We start from the raw sequence: 18,434 nt of genomic DNA, 5'->3' as shown, positions 1-18,434 counted from the left end.
CCGTAACCGTAGCAGCACCCAAAGTTGCCGCAAGGGCTTTTCAGCAGAGACCCCGAAAAAGGCCAACGACACGCTGGTCCGCTTCACGTAAGACACTCGGGAGGGTCATCAGGACAGTCCGGCGGGCCGCCCGAGAGGCGGTGCCTCTCCCCTGTGCCGATACTTGGTATGACTCACCCCCCAGAGTTTGCTAACCTTACGGAGCCGACGCGAGATGACGTCCCGCGTGCAGGCACCAAGTCCGGGTGGCGGAATAGGCAGACGCGCTAGCTTGAGGTGCTAGTGCCCAGTGATGGGCATGGGGGTTCAAGTCCCCCCTCGGACACACCGCACACATGTGGAGGCACCGGTAAACCGGGCCTCCACATTCTGCTTTCCGGGGCAGTACGTGAATCAGCCGGGGACCCCGAGCCCGCAGACTCCCCTTCTCCATGACGGTGCTGCGCTGCGCCACCGTGAGCACGTTCAACTTCTCGTGAGCCAGGTCGTGGGGCGGTGAGGGCCTGGGGAGCGGATGAGGAGGGGGCGGTTCCCGGGGGCGGCGATGAGTTTCGTCGGTGGGGGTGGTCAGTATGGGGGTGACGAGGACTGCTGACGAAACCCATGACCGCCAGGCCGGCCGTGACGAGGTCGGGCCCGAGACCGATAGAGGTACCGTGTCCAGCCCACAACTCGAATCATCCGCCAAGGGCGTGTCCGCCGGGTCGGGCCGTACGCCCGCCGTGATCCGGTTGCTGGTGCTGGCGACGTTCGTGGTCGTGCTCAACGAGACGATCATGATCAACGCGATCCCCCGGCTGATGGACGCCATGCACATCACCGAGCAGACCGCCCAGTGGCTCTCCACGGCCTTCATGCTGACCATGGCCGGGGTCATCCCGATCACCGGCTGGTTCCTGCAGCGGGTCACCACCCGCACGGCGTACACCACCGCCATGGGGCTGTTCCTGCTGGGCACGGCGCTGGCCGCGGTCGCGCCGGTGTTCGGGGTGCTGCTGGGGGCCCGGATCGTCCAGGCGTCCGGCACGGCCGTGATGATGCCGCTGCTGATGACCACGCTGATGCAGGTCGTGCCGGAGAAGGACCGGGGGCGGGTGATGGGCAACGTGACGCTGGCGATCTCCGTCGCCCCGGCCATGGGTCCGGCGATCTCCGGGGTGATCCTGCACTTCGGGTCGTGGCGGCTGCTGTTCGCGGTGGTGCTGCCGATCGCAGGGCTGATCACGTGGAGCGGCCTGCGGCAGCTCAGGAACACCGGTGAGCCCGAGGTCAGCACGATCGACTGGTTCAGCGTGGTGACGGCGGCGGCCGGGTTCGGCGGGCTGGTCTACGGGCTCAGCCGGTTCGAGGGCGGGGACGTGCGCGTCGCCGCCGCGATCACGGCGGCCGGGCTGGTCACCATCGCCGTCTTCGTGGTGCGCCAGCTCGTGCTGCAGAGGCGCGGGGCGCCGCTGATGGACCTGCGCACGTTGCGCCACCGCACGTACACGGTGGCGCTGGTGCTGATGTCGGTGGCCTTCATGGCGATGCTCGGGTCGATGATCCTGCTGCCTCTCTACCTGCAGAACGTCCGGGCGCTCAGCCCGCTGGAGACCGGGCTCCTGGTGATGCCGGGCGGGCTGGCGATGGGTCTGCTCGGCCCGGCCGTCGGCCGCGTGTTCGACAACCACGGCGGCCGGGTGCTGGTCATCCCCGGCGCGATCGGGATCATGCTCGCGCTGGCCGGGTTCACCCAGGTCACGATGACGATGCCGTACTGGCAGCTGCTGGGCCTGCACGCGCTGCTCATGGTGAGCCTGGCCGCGACCTTCACCCCGGTCTTCACGCTCGGGCTCGGAGCGGTCCCGCCGCACCTGTACCCGCACGGCAGCTCGATCCTGAGCACGCTCCAGCAGGTCGCCGCGGCGATCGGCACCGCGCTGGTGGTCACCGTGATGAGCGCGCGGGCCGACACCCTGCGGGCCGAGGGGCTCACGCAGGCGCTGGCGACCCTCGGCGGCATGCGGCTGGCGTTCGTGGTGGGCGCGGTCCTGTCGGTGGCGGTGGTGGTGACCGCGCTGCTGCTGCCGTCCCGGGCGGAGCGCGCCGTCGAGCACTAGGAGCGCGCCGTCGAGCACTAGGAGCGCGCCGTCGAGCGCTAGGGGGCGGTGGCGCCCAGGTAGGTGAGGACGGCGCGCACCCTGCGGTTGGTGTCGTCGTCGGCGGCGAGGCCGAGCTTGGCGAAGATCGTGGTCGTGTACTTGCTGATGGCGCCCTCGCTGAGGAACAGCCGGGCCGCGATCGCCGCGTTCGACAGGCCCTCGGCCATCAGTTCGAGCACCGAGCGTTCGCGTTCGGTGAGGGTGGCGAGGGGGTCGGCGTGGGCGGGGCGGCCGAGCAGCTTGGCGACCACCGTCGGGTCGAGCGCCGTGCCGCCGTCGGCGACGCGGGCGAGCGCGTCCATGAACTGGCCGGCGTCGAGTACGCGGTCCTTGAGCTGGTAGCCGACGCCGCCCTGGCCGTCGGCCAGCAGTTCGCGGGCGTAGAGCTGCTCCACGTGCTGGGAGAGGATCAGCACGGGCAGGCCCGGCACCTCGCGGCGAGCGGCGAGCGCGGCCTGGAGCCCCTCGTCGGAGAAGGTCGGCGGCAGCCGCACGTCCACGACGGCCACGTCGGGACGGTGGCCGACCAGCGCTTCGAGCGCCGCGGGCCCGGAGTCGACGGCCGCGACGACGGTGTGCCCGTACGCCTGGACGAGACGGACGAGCCCGTCGCGGAGCAGGAAGAGATCCTCGGCTATGACAATTCGCACGGCACCGCCACTGAGACGCGGGTGGGACCCCCGAGGGGGCTGTCGATGTCCAGACGGCCGCCGAAAGCGGCCATCCGGCGTCTGACGCCGTCCAGCCCGGAGCCGGCGGACGCGCTCGCCCCGCCGGCGCCGTCGTCGGTGACGGTCGCGGTGAGGGTCCGCGCCTGCGGCTGGTAGCCGAGCTCGACGGTCGCCCGGGTGGCGCGGGCGTGTTTGGCCACGTTCGCCAGCAGCTCGGCGACGGCGAAGTAGACCGCGGACTCGACCGGACGCTCGGGCCGCGCGGGCACGGAACTGCGTACGGCCACCTCGACGGGCGCGTCGAGCGCCAGGGCCCGGACGGCGTCGACCAGGCCGCGCTCGGTGAGCACCGGCGGGTTGATGCCGCGCACCAGCGAGCGCAGCTCGGCCAGCGCCGCGATCGACGAGGCGCGGGCGTCGGCCAGGATGGCGCGGGCGGCGGCGGGGTCGGTCTCCAGGAGGTGTTCCGCGGCCTGCATCGACATGCCCATGCCGACCAGCCGCGCCTGGGCCCCGTCGTGCAGGCCGCGCTCGATGCGTTCGAGCTCGTCGGCCTGGGTCTGGGTGAGATCGGCGCGGACGGCCTCCAGCTCCGCCACCCGCCGGCCGAGCCGCGAGTCCGGGATCGGGCCGAGGAAGCGGCCGGCCAGGGGGCCGAGGACGCGCCAGGCGAACGGCGCGGCGGCCAGCCCGGCGACGATCAGTGCCAGGCCGAGGCCGCGGAAGTCCGGGACGAGCGTCAGGTAGGCGCCGCCGGCCAGGCCGACCAGCGGCAGGGCCGCGACCGGCAGCACGGTCAGGCCGGCGAGCACGCACCACAGCCCGTCCCAGTGCAGCTGGGGGTCGTGGAAGCGGGCGTTCATCCGGGCGCGGCGGCGGGCCTCCCGTTCGGACTTGTGGTACTCCTCGCCGTCCCACCAGTGGCCGGTGGCCATGCGGGTGACCGGCGAGGGGGTGCGGTAGGCGACCTCGATGCGCAGGCCGAGCCAGCGCGCGGCGAGCCGGCGGGCGGCCTGGCTGAAGGTGCGGCTGGTCAGCGGGTGCACGACCCACAGGGCGACGGCGATCCACAGGATCACCACCAGCGTCTCGCCCAGCAGCGCCAGGGCCACGACGAACGGCGGCGCGGTCAGGTTCGCCGACCAGGAGTAGGCCAGCTCGGCGCCGAAGTGGCCGACGACGACGCCGACGGCCGGCATCAGGCAGGTCAGCAGGACCAGGACGGCCGAGCGGCAGAGCCCGAGCACGATCTCGGCGCCCCAGCGCAGGGGCCCGCCCCTCGCGGGCGACCTCACCTGACAGCGTCCTTCGGCACGGCGCAATTGTGCCAGCCTGCCCTTTTTGGTGATGTTCGGGCACCCCATCGGGCTGTCACGTCTGTCTTCTCCGGTTCCCGGGCGGTTCCGCCCGACCTGGGAGAACGTACGGCTGCAGGCCCCTCCCCCGGTATCCCGCTACGCCCCCGTACGAAGTGGGCCCAGACCCACCGCGACGGCGACGGCGGCGCGGACGAACGCGGCCACCGCCGGCGAGCGGGACCCCTGCGGCCACCCCACGGCCAGCTCGGACGGCGACAGGTCGGCGACCTCCCGGTAGGCGATGCCCGGCCGGGGGTGCCGCCGCGCCACCGAGACGGGGACGAACCAGACGGCGCTCCCCAGTTCCACCAGGTTGCAGACCTGGGCCAGGTCCAGGCCGGTGCGCCGCGGCGGGTGGCCGGGGAGGGGTTCGGCGCCGTCCCGCTCGGCGGGGGTGCCGTCGGGCAGCGGCCGGCCGGCCAGGTCGGCCATGGCGAGGACGGGCCGGGCGGCCAGCGGGTCGGCGGCCGGCAGCGCGACCAGCCGGGGCTCGCTCAGCAGCGGCTCGGTGTCGAGGTCGCGGTCGTCGAAGGGGGTGGTCAGCAGCGCGACGTCGGCCCGGCCGTCGCGCAGGGCGGGGGCCTGCTCGTTGCGCCCGCCCAGCAGCAGCTCGACCGGGAGCGCGCCCTCCTCGTCGCGGTAGGCCGCGAGGATCCGCGGCAGCAGCCCGGCGTCGTAGTCGGCCTTGAGCGCCACCCGGAGCCCCGGCTCGGGACGGGCCGCGTGCCGGACCCGGCGGGCCGCCGCGGCGACCGCGTCGAGGGCGGTCCGGGCGTCGCGCAGGAAGACCTCGCCCGGCGGGGTGAGCGCGACCTGCCGCGTGGTGCGCTCCAGCAGGCGCACGCCCAGCCGGCGTTCCAGCTCGCGGATCGCCCGGGACAGCGGGGGCTGCGCCATGCCCAGCCGCTCGGCGGCCCGCCCGAAGTGCAGCTCCTCGGCCACGGCCACGAAGTAGCGGAGCTCGCGGACCTCCAGGTCATTCATATCCGCAGGGTATCAATGGTGATCGGATCGGTCCTTCAGGTTCGCCGCCGCGCTCGGTTGACTGGCCGTGCCCCCCAGCACGACTGTCCCCGATTCCCCCTGGAGTTCTCCTTGATCGTCATCACCACGCCCACCGGCCGGATCGGCCGGCAGGTTCTCGACCTCGTCCTGGCCGCGGACGAGCCGGTCCGCGTCGTCGTGCGGGACCCGGCCCGGCTGCCGGCGGCCGTGCGGGAGCGGGTGGAGGTCGTGCCGGGTTCGCACGGCGACGCCCACGTCGTCGAGGAGGCGTTCGCGGGCGCCGACGCCGTGTTCTGGGTCGTCCCGCCGAATCCGCGGGCCGCCGGACTCGACGCCGCCTACCTGGACTTCAGCCGTCCGGCCTGCGAGGCGTTCGTGCGCCGCGGGGTGGGCCGGGTGGTCGGGGTCTCGGCCCTGGGCCGCGGCCTGCCGCTGAACGCCGGTCTCGTGACGGCCTCGCTGGCCATGGACGACCTGATCGCCGCCACGGGCGTGCCCTACCGGGCCCTGACAATGCCCTCGTTCATGGACAACCTGCTCGACCAGGCGGCGGTGATCAGGGACCAGGGCGTGTTCTTCTCGCCGGTCCGCGGTGACCTGAAGGCCCCCGTCTGCGCCACCCGCGACATCGCGGCGATGGCCGCCGGGCTGCTGCTCGACCGCGACTGGACCGGGCGGGCCGACGTCCCGGTGCTCGGTCCGGAGGACCTGTCGGGCGAGGACATGGCGCGGATCATGTCCGAGGTGCTGGGACGGCCGGTCGGCCTGCGGCACGTGCCGATGGCGGCGTTCACGGCCATGCTGGCCGAGCGGGGCTGGTCGGAGGCGATGGCCCAGGGGATGGCCGACATGATGGAGGCCAAGAACCAGGGGCTGGACAACGCCGAGCCGCGTACCCCGCAGGCCACCACGCCCACCGGTTTCCGCCAGTGGTGCGCGGACGAGCTGCGGCCGGCCGTCCTGGGCTGAGCGGTCCCTTGTGCGGGGCTCGGGTGCGGCGTAGCGTGACTGATGACCAGATTTCACATCCAGTCACGAGGTGTGGCGCATGGCGGACAGGGCGGACCGGATCCTCGACGCCGCGGGCGAGCTGCTCCTGCGTCACGGCTACCGCAGGGTCACCGTCGACGACATCGCGGGCCGCGCCGGGGTGGGCAAGGGCACCATCTACCTGCACTGGCGGACCAAGAACGAGCTGTTCGAGGCGCTGCTGCTGCGGGAGTCCATCGAGGTCGTGGAGGAGTTCGCGGCGCTGCTGCGGCACGACCCCGCCCAGGTGCTGCCGCATCGTTTCTCGCGGGCGGCCTTCGTCTCCATGAGCCGCAGGCCGCTGCTGCGGGCGCTGTTCACCACCGACATCGAGCTGCTGGGCAAGCTGGCCAAGCACCCGCTGCGCAGCCACGACGTCCTCGCGGCCGAGCGGTTCCAGCGGGTGGCCGACCGGTACGGCCTGCTCAGGCCCGACATGCCGCACCCCCGGTACACGCTGAGCGCCGCGTCCACGGGTTTCTACCTGCTCGGCGGCATCGACACCGTCGGGACGGAGCTGAGCGTCGAGGAGCAGGCGGACGCGCTCGCCTTCACCGTGCGCCATGCCTTCGAGCCCGCCGTGCAGCCGTCCGCCGAGGTTCTGGAGGCGGCGGCGGCGGAGTACGTCGCAATTCTTGAGGAACTGATCCCGCCCTACCGAAAGTGGATCTACGACTAAGGAGAGGCGATGTCCGACATCGTCGAACGGTACAACATCTCCAAACAGCACTTCTGGCTGCACGGGCCGCGATCGGGCCCGTCCGTCGAGTACGACGCCGCCGCCGGGATGTACAACGTCCACGGCTACCAGGAAGTGCACGACGTGCTCGCCGACCCCGTCACGTTCTCCTCCGACACCATGCGGCTGATCCCCAAGGGCCTGCTGCCGGAGGGCGAGGACTTCTCGCTGAAGGGGTTCATCACCCAGATCGACCCGCCGGAGCACGGCAAGCTGCGCAAGCTGGTCAGCAGCGCGTTCACCCGCAAGGTCGTCGCGGACCTCGAACCGCGGATCGCCCAGCTCACCCACGAGCTGCTCGACGCGGCCGACGGCCGCGACCGCCTGGAGCTGGTGGCCGACCTGGCCTACCCGCTCCCCGTCATCGTCATCGCCGAGCTGCTGGGGGTGCCGAGCAGCGACCGCGCCCTGTTCAGGCAGTGGGCCGACGGGCTGTTCCAGCGCGACGCCAAGGTCTCGCTCGCCGAGCCGGTGGAGAGCCAGAGTGCGAACGTGGCGAACACCCTCAAACCATGGCGGGAGATGACGCAGTACCTCGCCGGGCACGCCGCGGAGCGCCGCGCACGGCCCCGCGCCGACCTGCTCACCAAGCTGGTCGAGGCCGAGGTGGACGGCGAGCGCCTGCCCGACGACCAGGTCGTCAACTTCGCGATACTGCTGCTGCTCGCCGGGCACATCACCACGACGATGCTGCTCGGCAACACGGTGGTGTGCCTGGACGCCTTCCCCGACCAGCAGGACAAGGTACGGGCCGACCGCTCCACCGTGCCGGCCGTGATCGAGGAGTCGCTGCGGCTGTTCACCCCGTTCGCCGGGCTGGCCCGGTCGACCACCCGCGAGGTCGAGCTGGGCGGGGTGACGATCCCGGCCGACAAGATGGTCATGCTCTGGCTCGGCTCGGCCAACCGGGACCCCGAGCAGTTCCCCGACCCCGACGTCTTCGACGCCGGCCGCGATCCCAACCCGCATCTCGCCTTCGGCCGGGGCATCCACTTCTGCCTGGGCGCTCCGCTGGCCCGGCTGGAAGGGCGGGTGGCGCTGAACATCCTGCTCGACCGGGTCGGCGTCCTGCGCACCGATCCCGGCGACCCGGTGGTCTTCATGCCCACGCCGACCATGACGGGGGTGAACCGGCTTCCGCTCGTGCGGTGACCCGCCGCCGCGCGGGGGGCCGGTTCCCGCCCTCGTCAAGCGCGGGTCCAGGACGCGGCAAAGTGCCGCGCGTCGCCGTGGGCGTCCCGTCCTGTGGGGGCCAAGGTGGCTTGTTCACCTTCGTCGCACCACAAGAGGGGACGATCCTGGCTATGAGCGGCAAGCAGCGGAAGCTGGAGCTGAGCGTGCCGCAGATCGTGGGAAGCGCCCTGGCCGCGGTCACCGCCGCGGTCGCGGCCTCCTACCTCGGGACGGCGGGGACGGTGATCGGCGCCGCGATGATGAGCGTGGCCAGCACCGTCATCGCCGACGTCTACACGCATTACCTCAAACGCACGGGCGACAGGGTGAAGCGGCGCACGGCGGTCGCCCTGCGCCGGAAGAGGCCGCGGTGGGCCAGGGTGGGCGGCGCCGCGGCCCTGGTGTTCACCGTCAGCATGGGCAGCATCGTGATCTACGAGGTCATCGCGGACCGCACGGTGGCCGACCAGGTCGCCGGACGGACCCCGGGCCAGGTTGGCAAGGCCCCCGGCCGCAAGGACCGCCGGGACGGGCGGGCGGCCGGGGAGCCGCGGCACGAACGTCCCGCGACCCGGCCGCCGAGCCCGACGCCGTCACCCGGGCCGTCCACCGGCCCGTCCGCGACGCCCACGCCGTCCGTGCCGGTCACGGTCACGCCGACGCCCACGCCGGGCGGGACGGGCTCGGCCGGCCCGTCCCCCACGGCCACGCCGGACGCCACCCCCTCGGACCCCGCCCCTACCACCCTGCCCTCACCGACCGACAGGGACCCGGGCGAGCCGGCCGACCCGAACTTCGGCGACCTCCTCTTCCGCTGACCCGGCTGTCACGCGGTCGCCGGCGGGCGGTGCGCCGAGCAGTGGATCCCAAGTGGCTTCCAAGTAGGCGTTCCTAGGCTTGCCGGGAGTTGAGTGGAGAGGCGGGTGAGCCATGGGGGTGGCGGGTGACGGTTCCAGGCGGGGGGCGCCGGCCTTGAACGATCCGTACGGCAAGACGCGCCCCGCCCCGCGCCACGCGGCACCCCCCGCGCGGGACCCGCGGGAAGGGCAGGGCATCTACCGGGAGGAGGCGTTGCGGCACCGGGCGATGTCGCGGGTCACCCGGATGCCGCCGGTGATCAGCACCCCGTCGTTCCTCGCGCTGTGGCTGCTGGTGGCCGCGCTCCTCGCCATCGGCCTCCTGCTGACCATGGCCGCGGTGGAGGCGGTCGCCTGATGTTGCGCCGCCTGCCCGTGCTGCTCCAGAACACCGACACCGAGTGCGGCGCGGCCTGCCTGGCCATGGTGCTGTGCCACCACGGGCACCGCACCACGCTCCACCAGGTCGCCGAGCGCCTCCAGGTCGGCAGGGACGGCCTGAGCGCCAAGGCCGTCGTGGACGGCGCCCGCGACCACGGCCTCAAGGCCCGCGCCTTCTCCCTGGCCCCCGAGGACCTGGCCCGCGTGCCGCTCCCCGCCGTCGCGCACTGGGAGTTCAACCATTTCATCGTGGTCGAACGCTGGTCCCCCGACCGCGTGGACGTCGTCGACCCCGGACACGGCCGCCGCAGGCTGACGCCGGAGGAGTTCGGGGCCGGGTTCACCGGCGTGCTGCTGGTGTTCGAGCCGGGCGAGGGGTTCCGGCGCGGCACGACCTCGGCGGCGAGCGCCTGGCGCAGGGAGTTCGTCCGGACGTTGTTCCGGCGGCGCAGGGGGCTGCTCGCGCAGCTCATCGCGGCCTCGTTGCTGCTGCAGGTGCTCGGGCTGGCGCTGCCGATGTTCTCGCAGCTCCTCCTGGACTCCATCGTGCCCAGGCGGGCGGTGGACGTGCTGTCCCTGCTGGGCGTCTCCGTGCTGCTCGCGGGGGCGGCCCAGCTGGTGATCGGGTACCTGCGGGCGGCGCTGCTGGTCGCCGTACGGGCCCGTGCCGACCAGGAGCTCACCGAGAGCCTGGTCAGCCATCTGGTGACGCTGCCGTACCGGTACTTCCAGCAGCGCGGCAAGGGCGACCTGGTGACCAGGGCGGGTAGCGTCTCGACGCTCGGCGACATCCTCACCGGGCAGGTCGTGGCGGCGCTGCTGGACGGCCCGCTGGCCGTGGGCTACCTGGTGCTGGTCTACCTCTGGGACCCGGTGTTCGGGCTGGCGCTGACCGGGCTGGCCGTGCTGCAGACGGTCCTGCTGCTGGCCACGACCAGCCGGATCGCCACACTCACCCGGCAGGAGCTGACGGCGCTGTCGGCGTCCCAGACCAGCCTGATCCAGACGATCACCGGCATCGAGACGCTGAAGGCGTCGGGCGCCGAGAAGCGGGCCGTGGACCAGTGGTCGTCGCACTTCGCCAGGCAGCTCAACGCGGACGTGCGGGCCGGGCTGACCAGAGGGCTGCTGGAGTCGGCGCTGGCCGCGATCCGGGTGACGGCGCCGCTCGGGCTGCTGTGGCTGGGCGCCTGGCGGGTGCTCGACGGGCAGCTCACGGTGGGCGCGCTGGTGGCGCTGAACGCCATCGCGCTCGGCGCGCTGACCCCGCTCGGCTCGCTGATGACCGGGCTGCAGAGCCTCCAGCAGGCCGGCGCGCACTTCGACCGGCTGTCCGACATCCTGGCCTCGGAGCCGGAGCCGAGCAACGGCATCGAGGTGCTGCGGCTGCGGGGCGCGGTCGAGCTGCGCGGGGTGAGCTTCCGCCACGACCCGCGCGCCCCCTGGACCGTGCGCGACGTCTCGGTCTCCATCCGCCCTGGTCAGAAGGTCGCCCTGGTGGGCGCGTCCGGCTCGGGCAAGAGCACGCTGGCCCGGCTGCTGCTCGCGCTGCACACGCCCGTGCTCGGTGAGATCCGTTACGACGGCGTCCCGGCCGCCGAGCTGAACCTGCGCACGCTGCGCCGCCAGTTCGGCGTGGTCACCCAGGATCCGTCCCTGTTCAGCGGCTCGATCAGGGAGAACATCGCGCTGAACGAGCCGGGCGCGTCCCTGGAGCGGGTGGTCGCCGCGGCCCGCCTGGCGGCGCTGCACGACGAGATCATGGACATGCCCATGGGGTACGAGACGATGCTCACCGACGGCGGCGGCCTGTCGGGCGGGCAGCGGCAGCGGCTCGCCCTGGCCCGCGCCGTCCTGTCGCGCCCGAAGGTGCTGCTGCTCGACGAGGCCACCAGCAACCTCGACAGCGCCACGGAGGCGGCCATCGAGGCGAACCTGAGCGGGCTCGTCCAGACCAGGATCGTGATCGCCCACCGGCTCAGCACGGTCAGGGACGCCGACCTGATCCTCGTGATCGACGCGGGCCGGGTGGTGCAACGCGGCACCCACGACGAGCTGACGGCCATCGGCGGCAAGTACGCCGAGCTGGTCGCCGCCCAGGCCGTGCTCTCCTGACCCGTCACGACAGCCGGACGGTCACCGTCACAGAGGCGCCCTCCAGGTCGGCCGTCGGCCCGAGGACGAGCCTCAGCCGGTCGCCCGTCGCCGCCCCCGTGAGCAGCGGGTGGCCGCGCAGCACGCCGGCGACCGGCCGGTCCCAGGTCACGGTGAGCCCGTCCAGGTCGCGCCGGGGATCGGCCACGGTGACGGTGGCCGTGCCCGTGGCGTCCTCCCTGACCAGCACGGCGCAGGGCGCGGAGGCGGCGAGCGGGCCGGCGGCGCCCTCGTTCCAGAAGGCGGCCGCGGTGACGCCCAGCGCGTCCACCCGGACGGCCTGCCGCCGCGCGGTGTTGGCGAGCACGCGGGCCCACCCGCGATCGGCGGCCCTGGCGGCCGTGCGCGCGCGGCTCGCGCCCGGCAGCAGCAGGTAGACGTAGTCCGCCTGGTCCGGGTCGACGCCGTGGTCGAGCCAGAGCGTGACGTAGTCGCGGTCGCCGCGCCGTTCGCGCAGGGTGCGCAGGCCGTCCGGCACCACGTAGCCGCCGTGGCCGTCGAGGTGCGCCCACCCCGCCCGGAGATCGGCGGTCAGGGGGGCGGCGGTCCTGCGGTTGTCCACGATCGTCTCGACCGGCACGCCGTCCGCGGCGCTGATCCCCGCTCCGAGGCAGACCACGGCGTCGTCGAGGAAGAACCACGACTTGAACGCCTCCATCGTGCTGTCGAGGCCGTTCAGGTGCTGGCCGACGACGGCGTACGTGCCGTCCGTGGCGCCGCCGACCCAGCGGCCGGGCGGGCAGGTGTCCCCCCAGGCCGAGCCCGCGCCGTCGGGCAGCCGCCGGGTGGAGACGGTCGTGCCGGGCAGCCGGTAGGGGTCGACGGTCGTCCAGAACGAGTCGGAGTACTGGTCGGCGTGGCCGTCGGCCCACCAGTAGAGCAGGCCGGAGCCGGTGTGCCAGCCGCGCGGGTTCTCGCCGTTGCCGTGCTCGTAGTGGCCGATCGTGGCGGAGGCCATGCTGAGCGCGGCGCACCAGCCCGGCCGGCGGTGCACGGCCCGCGCGCTCATCGGGAACAGCCGGTGGCCGACGGGCTCCGGCGCGGCGGGCACGGCGTCGTCGGCCAGGACGGCGGTCAGGCGGGCGTGGAAGGCCGGGCCGGCCTCGTCCTGCATGGGACGGCACGTCTGGCGCACCGCCCAGCCCTTGACCATCGCCTGCCAGCGGGCCCGGTCGGCGGCCGGGGCCACCTCGCCGAGCAGCAGGATCGCGGCGGCCAGCGCGCGGCCCCTGTCGTGGTCGCCGAACGGCTTCCTGCCGATCCCCCTGCCGCGCACCAGGTCCATGCAGAACCCGTCGTGCACGAACGGCGCGAACGACCGCTCCACCATGGCGAACACGGTCGAATCCACGACCTCCCACGGCGTGCCGCGCAGCACCGCGAACAACGTCGCGAGCCCGGTGAGCAGCGTCACCCCGTAGCCGCCCTGGTACGGCACGGTCGAATGCTGGACGAACGACCCGTCCCGGTAGAAGCCGTCGCCCTCGGCGACCACGCGGAACACCGGGGCGAGCGCCGAGGCCGCCAGCGCCGCCTTGCCGGGGTCGGCCCTGAGCATGGCGCGCAGCACCATCACCATGCACAGGTCCACCCGGTTGGCGGCGGTGCTGGTGCCGCTGTAGTCGCCGAGGCGGCTCTCGGGCACGAAGTGGTCGACCGCGTCCCGCAGCGCGGCGCCGCGCCGCTCGCCCAGGTGCGGCCCGACCAGCACGGCCGCGTCGAGCAGCGCCCTCGGCACGCCGATCTCCCAGTGCCACCAGTTGCCCGCCGGGTCGGCGCCGGCGGCGTACACGTGGCGGCGGTAGTGGTCGATCCCGGCGGCGACGGCGGCGGCCAGGGTGGCGTCGCCGGTCAGCCCCGTCCCCGGCAGCGCGTACGCGCGGGCCATGGCCAGCAGCCGCCCCGGCGTCGCGGCGAACGACGGGAACGGCTGGTCCGCCCAGAGCGACGTGCCCGTGTACGCCATGGCCGCGCGGTACCGGGCCGCCCGCCGCCCGGTCTCGGCCAGCCGCGTCCGGTACGGCTCCGCGCCCGCGTCGAACCCCGACCCCAGCGTCACCTCGCGCCACTGGCGGCGCAGCCTGACGAAGGAGTCGTCCGGCGTGTGGGCGGGCTCGGACCGGGCGAGCGCCCCCGCCACGGCGGCCACGGCGACCGCGCCCGCCTGGAGGAGGAGTCGCCTGGACGGCCGGTGCACGCCTCGATTATGACCCCGGAGCCCTAGGCCCGCGGGCGGTCAGACCTCCAGCAGGGTCTTGCCGTTCACCGCGCGGGCCTCGATCGCCGCGTGCGCCTCGGCCGCCCGCTCCAGCGGGAACGTGCGCCCGACGACCGCCTTGAGCCGCCCGGCCGCCGCCTCGGCGAGCGCGCGCACGGCCCGCTCGTTCCCGTCCTGGCCCAGGGCGGCCAGCTGCTCCAGACCGATCACCGTGACGCCCCGGCGGTCGGCCTCCGCCGGATCGACGGTCGTGGCGCTGCCACTGGACGCGCCGTGCACGGAGAACCGCCCGCCGCGCGCGGTCACCTCGAACGCCTGGCGGCCGAGCTCGCCGCCCACGCCGTCGAAGACCACGTCGGGGCCGCGCCCGCCGGTCGCGTCGAGGACCTCCTGGGTCCAGCCGGGACGTGAGTAGTCGACGGCCGCCTCGGCGCCGAGCCCGGCGACCACCGTCAGCTTGGCCGGGCTGCCCGCCGTCCCGATGACCCGGGCACCGGCCGCGCGCGCGAGCTGCACGAGCAGGCTGCCGAGCCCGCCGGCCGCGGCCTGGACGAGCACCCGTTCGCCGGGCCGGATCGCGGCGTTCTCGAACAGGCCCACGGCCGTGTTGCCGTCGATGAGCAGCGCCGTGGCGTCGGCCAGCGCGAGCCCGTCCGGCACCTCGATCAGGTCCGCGGCCCTGGCCACGACCAGTTCGGCGTTCCCGCCGCCGAAGCCCGGCGTACGGGTCACCACCCGCCGCCCCACCAGCCCGGCATCGACGTCATCGCCCACCGACAACACGAGCCCGCCGACGCCCGCACCCGGCACGTACGGCGGCTCCGGCAGCGGCGGCCCCGGCGTGATCCCCCGCCTGAGCTGCGTCTCGATGAAATTGATCTCGGCGAAGCCGACCTTCACCACGACCTCGCCCGGTCCGGCCACCGGGTCCGGGACGGTCCGCGTCTCCAGCACCTCGGGCCCGCCGAACCGCGTCACCTGCACCACTCTCATGACCACTCCTCATCCCGGAAAACGTCCACGGCCAGCGTGCAACCTCAAGACGACTTGAGGTCAACTCGTCAGCCCGGCGCCCGCCCGCTTGATGGTCCTGATGATCGGCGCGGTCTCGATGTGCCGGATGGCGGGCAGCGCGCCCAGACTGTCGGTGAGGTAGCGGTAGAAGGCGGTGTCGTCGCGGCACACCACGCTGGCCGCGAGGTTCGTCGGGCCCGTGGTCGCCCCGGCGAAGGCGACCTCCGGGTGCTCGGCCAGCGCCCGGCCGGTGGCGTCGAGGTCGGCGGGCGGCACCGACATCCACAGCTGGGCCTCGACCCGGTAGTCCAGGAGCCGGGGCAGCACGTCCATGTCGAAGAACAGGGCGCCGGCCGCGCAGAGCTGTTCCATCCGCCGCCGGACCGTGGACTCCGACCAGCCGGTCGCCGCCGCCAGGTCGGCGTGGCCGGTGCGGCCGTCGCGGGACAGCTCGGCCAGCAGCGCGTCGTCGCCGGGGCCGAGCGTCACGTCCTCGCCGGTGTCGCGGGGGGCGTACACGCGGCCGGCCCGCAGGTGGGCGACCTGGTCGGCGGAGAGCGCGGCGAGCCCGGCCCAGCCGATGCGGCCGCCGACGAACATGTGCAGGGTCCGGTGCGCCGACACCGCGAGCACCCGGTTGGTCCTGGCCAGCTTGGTCAGCAGCAGCGGCTCGCGTTCCCGGTCGAGGCGCTGGATGGCGCCGCAGGAGATCTCGGTGCCGCCGGACAGCAGATGCACCCAGAACGTGTCGGGCCGCCGTCCGAGTGCCTCGGCGATCGAGGCGCCGGCGTCGGGCGTGCAGCGCAGCCGGATGGCCCACGACTGGTGGCCGAGCCGCTGCCGGTCCACCACGCCGACGACCCGGATCCCGCCGCCGGAGCGCAGCCGCCGGTAGCGGCGGGCCACCCGCTGGTCGGACACCCCCAGCACCTCGGCGATCCGACTGAACGAGGCCCGCCCGTCCACCTGCAACGCGTGCAGCAGCCCGCGGTCGACCTCGTCGAGCCTGACGTTTTCCACCAGAGCAGGCTACAGAGCGCGGAAAACCGGCAGAAGAGCCTCGACGGCTAGGGGCATCCCCCGTCCGGGCCGGACCCTTGCCGCCATGAACACGACACTGACCCGTACGAGCTGGTGGCCGCTGGCCGCCGCCTGCCTGGGCGCCTTCATGCTCCTGGTGGACGTGACCATCGTCATGGTGGCCCTGCCCGGCATCACCGCCGACCTGAAGATGTCCTTCACCGACGCCCAATGGCTCCTGGACGGCTACGCCCTGGCCCTGGCCGCGCTGCTGCTGGCGGCCGGCTCGGTCGCCGACCACGCGGGGCGGCGCAAGGTGTACCTGATCGCCCTCTGCGTGTTCGCGCTCGCCTCCCTGGCCTGCGGCCTCGCGCCCACCGGGGGCCTGCTGCTGGCGGCCCGCGTGCTGCAGGGGGCGGGCGGCGCCGCCATGATGGCCACGACGCTGGCCCTGATCAGCGCCACCTACCACGGCCGGGAGCGCGGCATCGCGTTCGGCGTGTGGGGCGGCGTGAACGGGGCCGCCGCGGCGCTCGCCCCCGTGCTGGGCGGGCTGCTCACCGAGCACCTGCACTGGCGGGCCGTCTTCCTGGTGAACCTGCCCATCAGCCTGGCCGCCGCCTGGATGACCTGGCGCACGGTCGGCGAGTCCCGCCTGCCGGGCGGGGGGCGGCTGGACCTGGCCGGGATGGGCACGTTCACCCTGGCGGCGGGCGCGCTCACGTACGGGCTGATCGAGGCCGGGCCGAACGGCTGGACGTCGGCGCGCGCGCTGGCGCCGCTCGCCGTGGCGGTGCTCGCGTTCGCCGCGTTCGTGCTGGTGGAGTCGCGCGGCGCGCATCCCATGGTGGATCTGCGGCTGTTCGCGAACAAGGCGTTCAGCGGGATCATGGCGGGGGCCGGGCTGCTCATGCCGGCCGCGTTCGCCTGCCTGGCCTTCACCTCGCTGTGGTTGCAGCAAGCCGGCGGGCTGGGGCTCGGGCCGGTGCAGGCGGGGCTGGCGCTGACGCCCATGGCCGGCACCTCGCTGGTCGTCTCGGTCGCCGCCGCCCGCCTGCTCCCCCGGCTGACGGCGCGCGCCGCGGTCGGCGGCGGGCTGCTGCTGATCGCCGCGGGCGCGCTGCTGCAGGGCATGCTCGACGAGCACTCCACGTGGACGGCGCTCGCGCCGGGCCTGGTGGTGACGGGGATCGGCGTCGGCCTGGCCATCCCGGCCCTCAGCTCGGCCGCCATGGCGCACGTCCCGCCGCACCGGGCCGGGATGGCGGCGGGCGCGGTCAACACCGTCAGGCAGCTCGGGTACGCCCTCGGCGTCGCCGCCTTCGGCATCCTGTTCCAGGACGGCATGACCGGGCCGGGCTCGTTCCCCTCGGCGCTGAACGCCGTCTACCTGGCCGCCGCGGTCACCGGGCTGTTCGCCGGGCTGCTGGTGCTGGCCGCCGTCCGGCCGGCGCGGTCGGCATGAGCGGGGGAGCCGGCGCGGTCAGCGTGCGCGGGGCAGCGGCTCGCGGGCCAGCCAGGTGAGGGCGGCCAGCAGGTGCACCCGCCACCAGTAGCCGTCGTGGCCGCCGATCCACGCCGCGCACCGGTGGGCCACGCCCGCCCCGGCCAGGCGCGCGGCCAGCGAGCGCGCGCAGTCGAGCGAGGCCGGTTCGAGCGTGCCCGCCGCGAGGTAGCGGGGCGCCCGTACGGAGGTGTCGAGGAGCTGCGGCAGCAGGTCGGGGCTGAGGGCGACGGCCGCGGCGATCCGGCCGGGGCACCGGTCGGCGGCGGTCAGCGCGAAGGCCGCGCCTTCGGAGAAGCCGGCGCTGATGACGTGGCTCGCCTCGGGGAAGCCGGGCAGGACCTCGCCGACGACGAACGCCAGGTGCGCCGCGAAGCGCCGCGGGTCGGCGTAGGGCAGGTACTCCCTGGCCCGCCCGTCCGGGTACGGCCCCGGCGCGCCGGCGGCGTGCGGACCGGCCAGGATCAGCGGCGGCAGCGCGCCGGCCAGGATCGCCGGCTCCAGCACCCGGGCGTGCGACTCGGCGGCCTGCCCGTCGGCCAGCAGGCACAGGGGCATCGGCCGGATCGGGCCGGGCGGCCGGTAGACGGTGATCGCGCGGCGCTCGCCCAGGTGGACGCTGCTGATCTCGCGGGTGACCAGCGTGCCGGCGAGCCGGGCGGCCGTCGCGGGGGCGGGGGCGGCGCGGGAGCCGTGCCAGATCCGCTCCACCGGACGGCCGCCGGGAGGCACCGCGGTGACGCCGATCACGGCCCGGTCCAGGTGCCGTACGCGCAGGGACAGCTCCCACAGGTCGGCCGCCCCCTTGACCGGCCACATCGGGAACCGCACGCCCGCGACGAGCTGGGCGTTCGGCCCCTGCCAGAGCACGTGCAGCACGTCGTCGTCCTCGCCCCAGACGGCCAGCGGCCCGCCGGTCAGCAGGGGCCGCAGCTCGGCCAGGGCGCGTCGCCGCCACACGCGCGCGAAGTGCACGCCGTCGGGCAGCTCGTGGGCGTAGCGGCGCCTGGCCCGGCGGCGGTTGCCCCGCAGCAGCGCCTGGTTGCGCTGGGCGAGCGTCTCACGGCCGGCGGCGGCGCGTTCCTCGTCCGTCACGCCGGCCTCGCCGAAGGCGACCTTGTCACCGTGGAACTCGATGGTCTGCACGGCGAGCCGATCACCTGGGGGCAT

At 74.1% G+C, this 18,434-nt stretch carries 15 protein-coding genes and 1 tRNA gene; 9 read left to right on the top strand and 7 right to left on the bottom strand.

Annotated elements, in window-relative coordinates; genetic code table 11:
- Nucleotides 1-239: 239 nt before the first annotated feature.
- Both ACIBK9_RS05390 and ACIBK9_RS05385 read left to right on the top strand, forming a co-directional pair.
- Nucleotides 240-325 (top strand) — tRNA-Leu (locus ACIBK9_RS05390).
- Between the two features lie 331 nt (nucleotides 326-656).
- The gene (locus ACIBK9_RS05385; protein ID WP_387671612.1) at nucleotides 657-2,099 is read left to right on the top strand and encodes an MDR family MFS transporter; all 1,443 of its coding nucleotides are present in this window, start codon (nucleotides 657-659) and stop codon (nucleotides 2,097-2,099) included.
- Between the two features lie 38 nt (nucleotides 2,100-2,137).
- Here ACIBK9_RS05385 and ACIBK9_RS05380 read toward each other — a convergent pair whose 3' ends face one another.
- From ACIBK9_RS05380 to ACIBK9_RS05370, 3 genes are all read right to left on the bottom strand, one after another.
- Entirely contained in the window at nucleotides 2,138-2,791 is a 654-nt protein-coding gene (locus tag ACIBK9_RS05380) for a LuxR C-terminal-related transcriptional regulator (RefSeq protein ID WP_387671614.1), read from the bottom strand.
- On the bottom strand, nucleotides 2,776-4,107 hold the full coding sequence (locus tag ACIBK9_RS05375) for a sensor histidine kinase (RefSeq protein WP_397155347.1): 1,332 nt from the start codon (nucleotides 4,105-4,107) through the stop codon (nucleotides 2,776-2,778). The genes ACIBK9_RS05380 and ACIBK9_RS05375 overlap by 16 nt, the downstream gene beginning before the upstream one ends.
- Nucleotides 4,108-4,266: 159 nt before the next feature.
- Nucleotides 4,267-5,154: a LysR family transcriptional regulator gene (locus ACIBK9_RS05370; RefSeq protein ID WP_397155345.1), complete on the bottom strand. Its 888-nt coding sequence runs from the start codon at nucleotides 5,152-5,154 to the stop codon at nucleotides 4,267-4,269.
- Between the two features lie 111 nt (nucleotides 5,155-5,265).
- Here ACIBK9_RS05370 and ACIBK9_RS05365 point away from each other — a divergent pair, with 111 nt between their 5' ends.
- The 6 genes from ACIBK9_RS05365 to ACIBK9_RS05340 all read left to right on the top strand — a co-directional run bounded on the left by ACIBK9_RS05365 (nucleotide 5,266) and on the right by ACIBK9_RS05340 (nucleotide 11,469).
- On the top strand, nucleotides 5,266-6,144 hold the full coding sequence (locus tag ACIBK9_RS05365; protein WP_397155343.1) for an NAD(P)H-binding protein: 879 nt from the start codon (nucleotides 5,266-5,268) through the stop codon (nucleotides 6,142-6,144).
- A 79-nt stretch (nucleotides 6,145-6,223) separates the two neighbouring features.
- Complete coding sequence (locus tag ACIBK9_RS05360; protein WP_397155341.1) at nucleotides 6,224-6,883, top strand: TetR/AcrR family transcriptional regulator; 660 nt, start codon at nucleotides 6,224-6,226, stop codon at nucleotides 6,881-6,883.
- A gap of 9 nt (nucleotides 6,884-6,892) precedes the next feature.
- Complete coding sequence (locus ACIBK9_RS05355; RefSeq protein ID WP_397155339.1) at nucleotides 6,893-8,095, top strand: cytochrome P450; 1,203 nt, start codon at nucleotides 6,893-6,895, stop codon at nucleotides 8,093-8,095.
- 152 nt (nucleotides 8,096-8,247) lie between these two features.
- A complete protein-coding gene (locus ACIBK9_RS05350) occupies nucleotides 8,248-8,934 on the top strand; it encodes a hypothetical protein (protein WP_397155337.1) in 687 nt (228 codons plus the stop codon).
- A gap of 154 nt (nucleotides 8,935-9,088) precedes the next feature.
- On the top strand, nucleotides 9,089-9,331 hold the full coding sequence (locus ACIBK9_RS05345) for a hypothetical protein (protein ID WP_397155335.1): 243 nt from the start codon (nucleotides 9,089-9,091) through the stop codon (nucleotides 9,329-9,331).
- Nucleotides 9,331-11,469, top strand: coding sequence for a peptidase domain-containing ABC transporter (locus ACIBK9_RS05340; RefSeq protein ID WP_397155333.1), 2,139 nt, complete (start codon nucleotides 9,331-9,333; stop codon nucleotides 11,467-11,469). The genes ACIBK9_RS05345 and ACIBK9_RS05340 overlap by 1 nt, the downstream gene beginning before the upstream one ends.
- Nucleotides 11,470-11,473: 4 nt before the next feature.
- Here the strand turns inward: ACIBK9_RS05340 and ACIBK9_RS05335 are convergent, their stop codons facing one another.
- The 3 genes from ACIBK9_RS05335 to ACIBK9_RS05325 are packed head-to-tail and all read right to left on the bottom strand — an operon-like array spanning nucleotide 11,474 to nucleotide 15,760.
- Nucleotides 11,474-13,705, bottom strand: a complete 2,232-nt coding sequence (locus ACIBK9_RS05335; RefSeq protein WP_397155331.1) for a polysaccharide lyase 8 family protein — start codon at nucleotides 13,703-13,705, stop codon at nucleotides 11,474-11,476.
- A 39-nt stretch (nucleotides 13,706-13,744) separates the two neighbouring features.
- Nucleotides 13,745-14,719 carry a zinc-binding dehydrogenase gene (locus ACIBK9_RS05330; RefSeq protein WP_397155329.1) on the bottom strand — a complete coding sequence of 325 codons (975 nt, stop codon included), beginning with the start codon at nucleotides 14,717-14,719 and terminating at the stop codon, nucleotides 13,745-13,747.
- A gap of 60 nt (nucleotides 14,720-14,779) precedes the next feature.
- Entirely contained in the window at nucleotides 14,780-15,760 is a 981-nt protein-coding gene (locus tag ACIBK9_RS05325; RefSeq protein ID WP_397155327.1) for an AsnC family transcriptional regulator, read from the bottom strand.
- 85 nt (nucleotides 15,761-15,845) lie between these two features.
- Here ACIBK9_RS05325 and ACIBK9_RS05320 point away from each other — a divergent pair, with 85 nt between their 5' ends.
- Entirely contained in the window at nucleotides 15,846-17,225 is a 1,380-nt protein-coding gene (locus ACIBK9_RS05320; RefSeq protein ID WP_397155325.1) for an MFS transporter, read from the top strand.
- A gap of 18 nt (nucleotides 17,226-17,243) precedes the next feature.
- Here the strand turns inward: ACIBK9_RS05320 and ACIBK9_RS05315 are convergent, their stop codons facing one another.
- The gene (locus ACIBK9_RS05315; RefSeq protein WP_397155323.1) at nucleotides 17,244-18,434 is read right to left on the bottom strand and encodes an alpha/beta hydrolase; all 1,191 of its coding nucleotides are present in this window, start codon (nucleotides 18,432-18,434) and stop codon (nucleotides 17,244-17,246) included.

It is taken from the genome of Nonomuraea sp. NPDC050227, assembly GCF_044459705.1.
Lineage (GTDB): Bacteria > Actinomycetota > Actinomycetes > Streptosporangiales > Streptosporangiaceae > Nonomuraea.
This window is presented reverse-complemented; position numbering and strand designations above follow the sequence as displayed.

Coding starts and splice junctions, on each gene's coding strand:
- ACIBK9_RS05370 (WP_397155345.1), bottom strand. CDS start 5,154: ATGAATGACCTGGAGGTCCGCGAGCTCCGCTACTTCGTGGCCGTGGCC.
- ACIBK9_RS05360 (WP_397155341.1), top strand. CDS start 6,224: ATGGCGGACAGGGCGGACCGGATCCTCGACGCCGCGGGCGAGCTGCTC.
- ACIBK9_RS05355 (WP_397155339.1), top strand. CDS start 6,893: ATGTCCGACATCGTCGAACGGTACAACATCTCCAAACAGCACTTCTGG.
- ACIBK9_RS05350 (WP_397155337.1), top strand. CDS start 8,248: ATGAGCGGCAAGCAGCGGAAGCTGGAGCTGAGCGTGCCGCAGATCGTG.
- ACIBK9_RS05340 (WP_397155333.1), top strand. CDS start 9,331: ATGTTGCGCCGCCTGCCCGTGCTGCTCCAGAACACCGACACCGAGTGC.
- ACIBK9_RS05330 (WP_397155329.1), bottom strand. CDS start 14,719: ATGAGAGTGGTGCAGGTGACGCGGTTCGGCGGGCCCGAGGTGCTGGAG.
- ACIBK9_RS05320 (WP_397155325.1), top strand. CDS start 15,846: ATGAACACGACACTGACCCGTACGAGCTGGTGGCCGCTGGCCGCCGCC.
- ACIBK9_RS05315 (WP_397155323.1), bottom strand. CDS start 18,434: ATGCCCCCAGGTGATCGGCTCGCCGTGCAGACCATCGAGTTCCACGGT.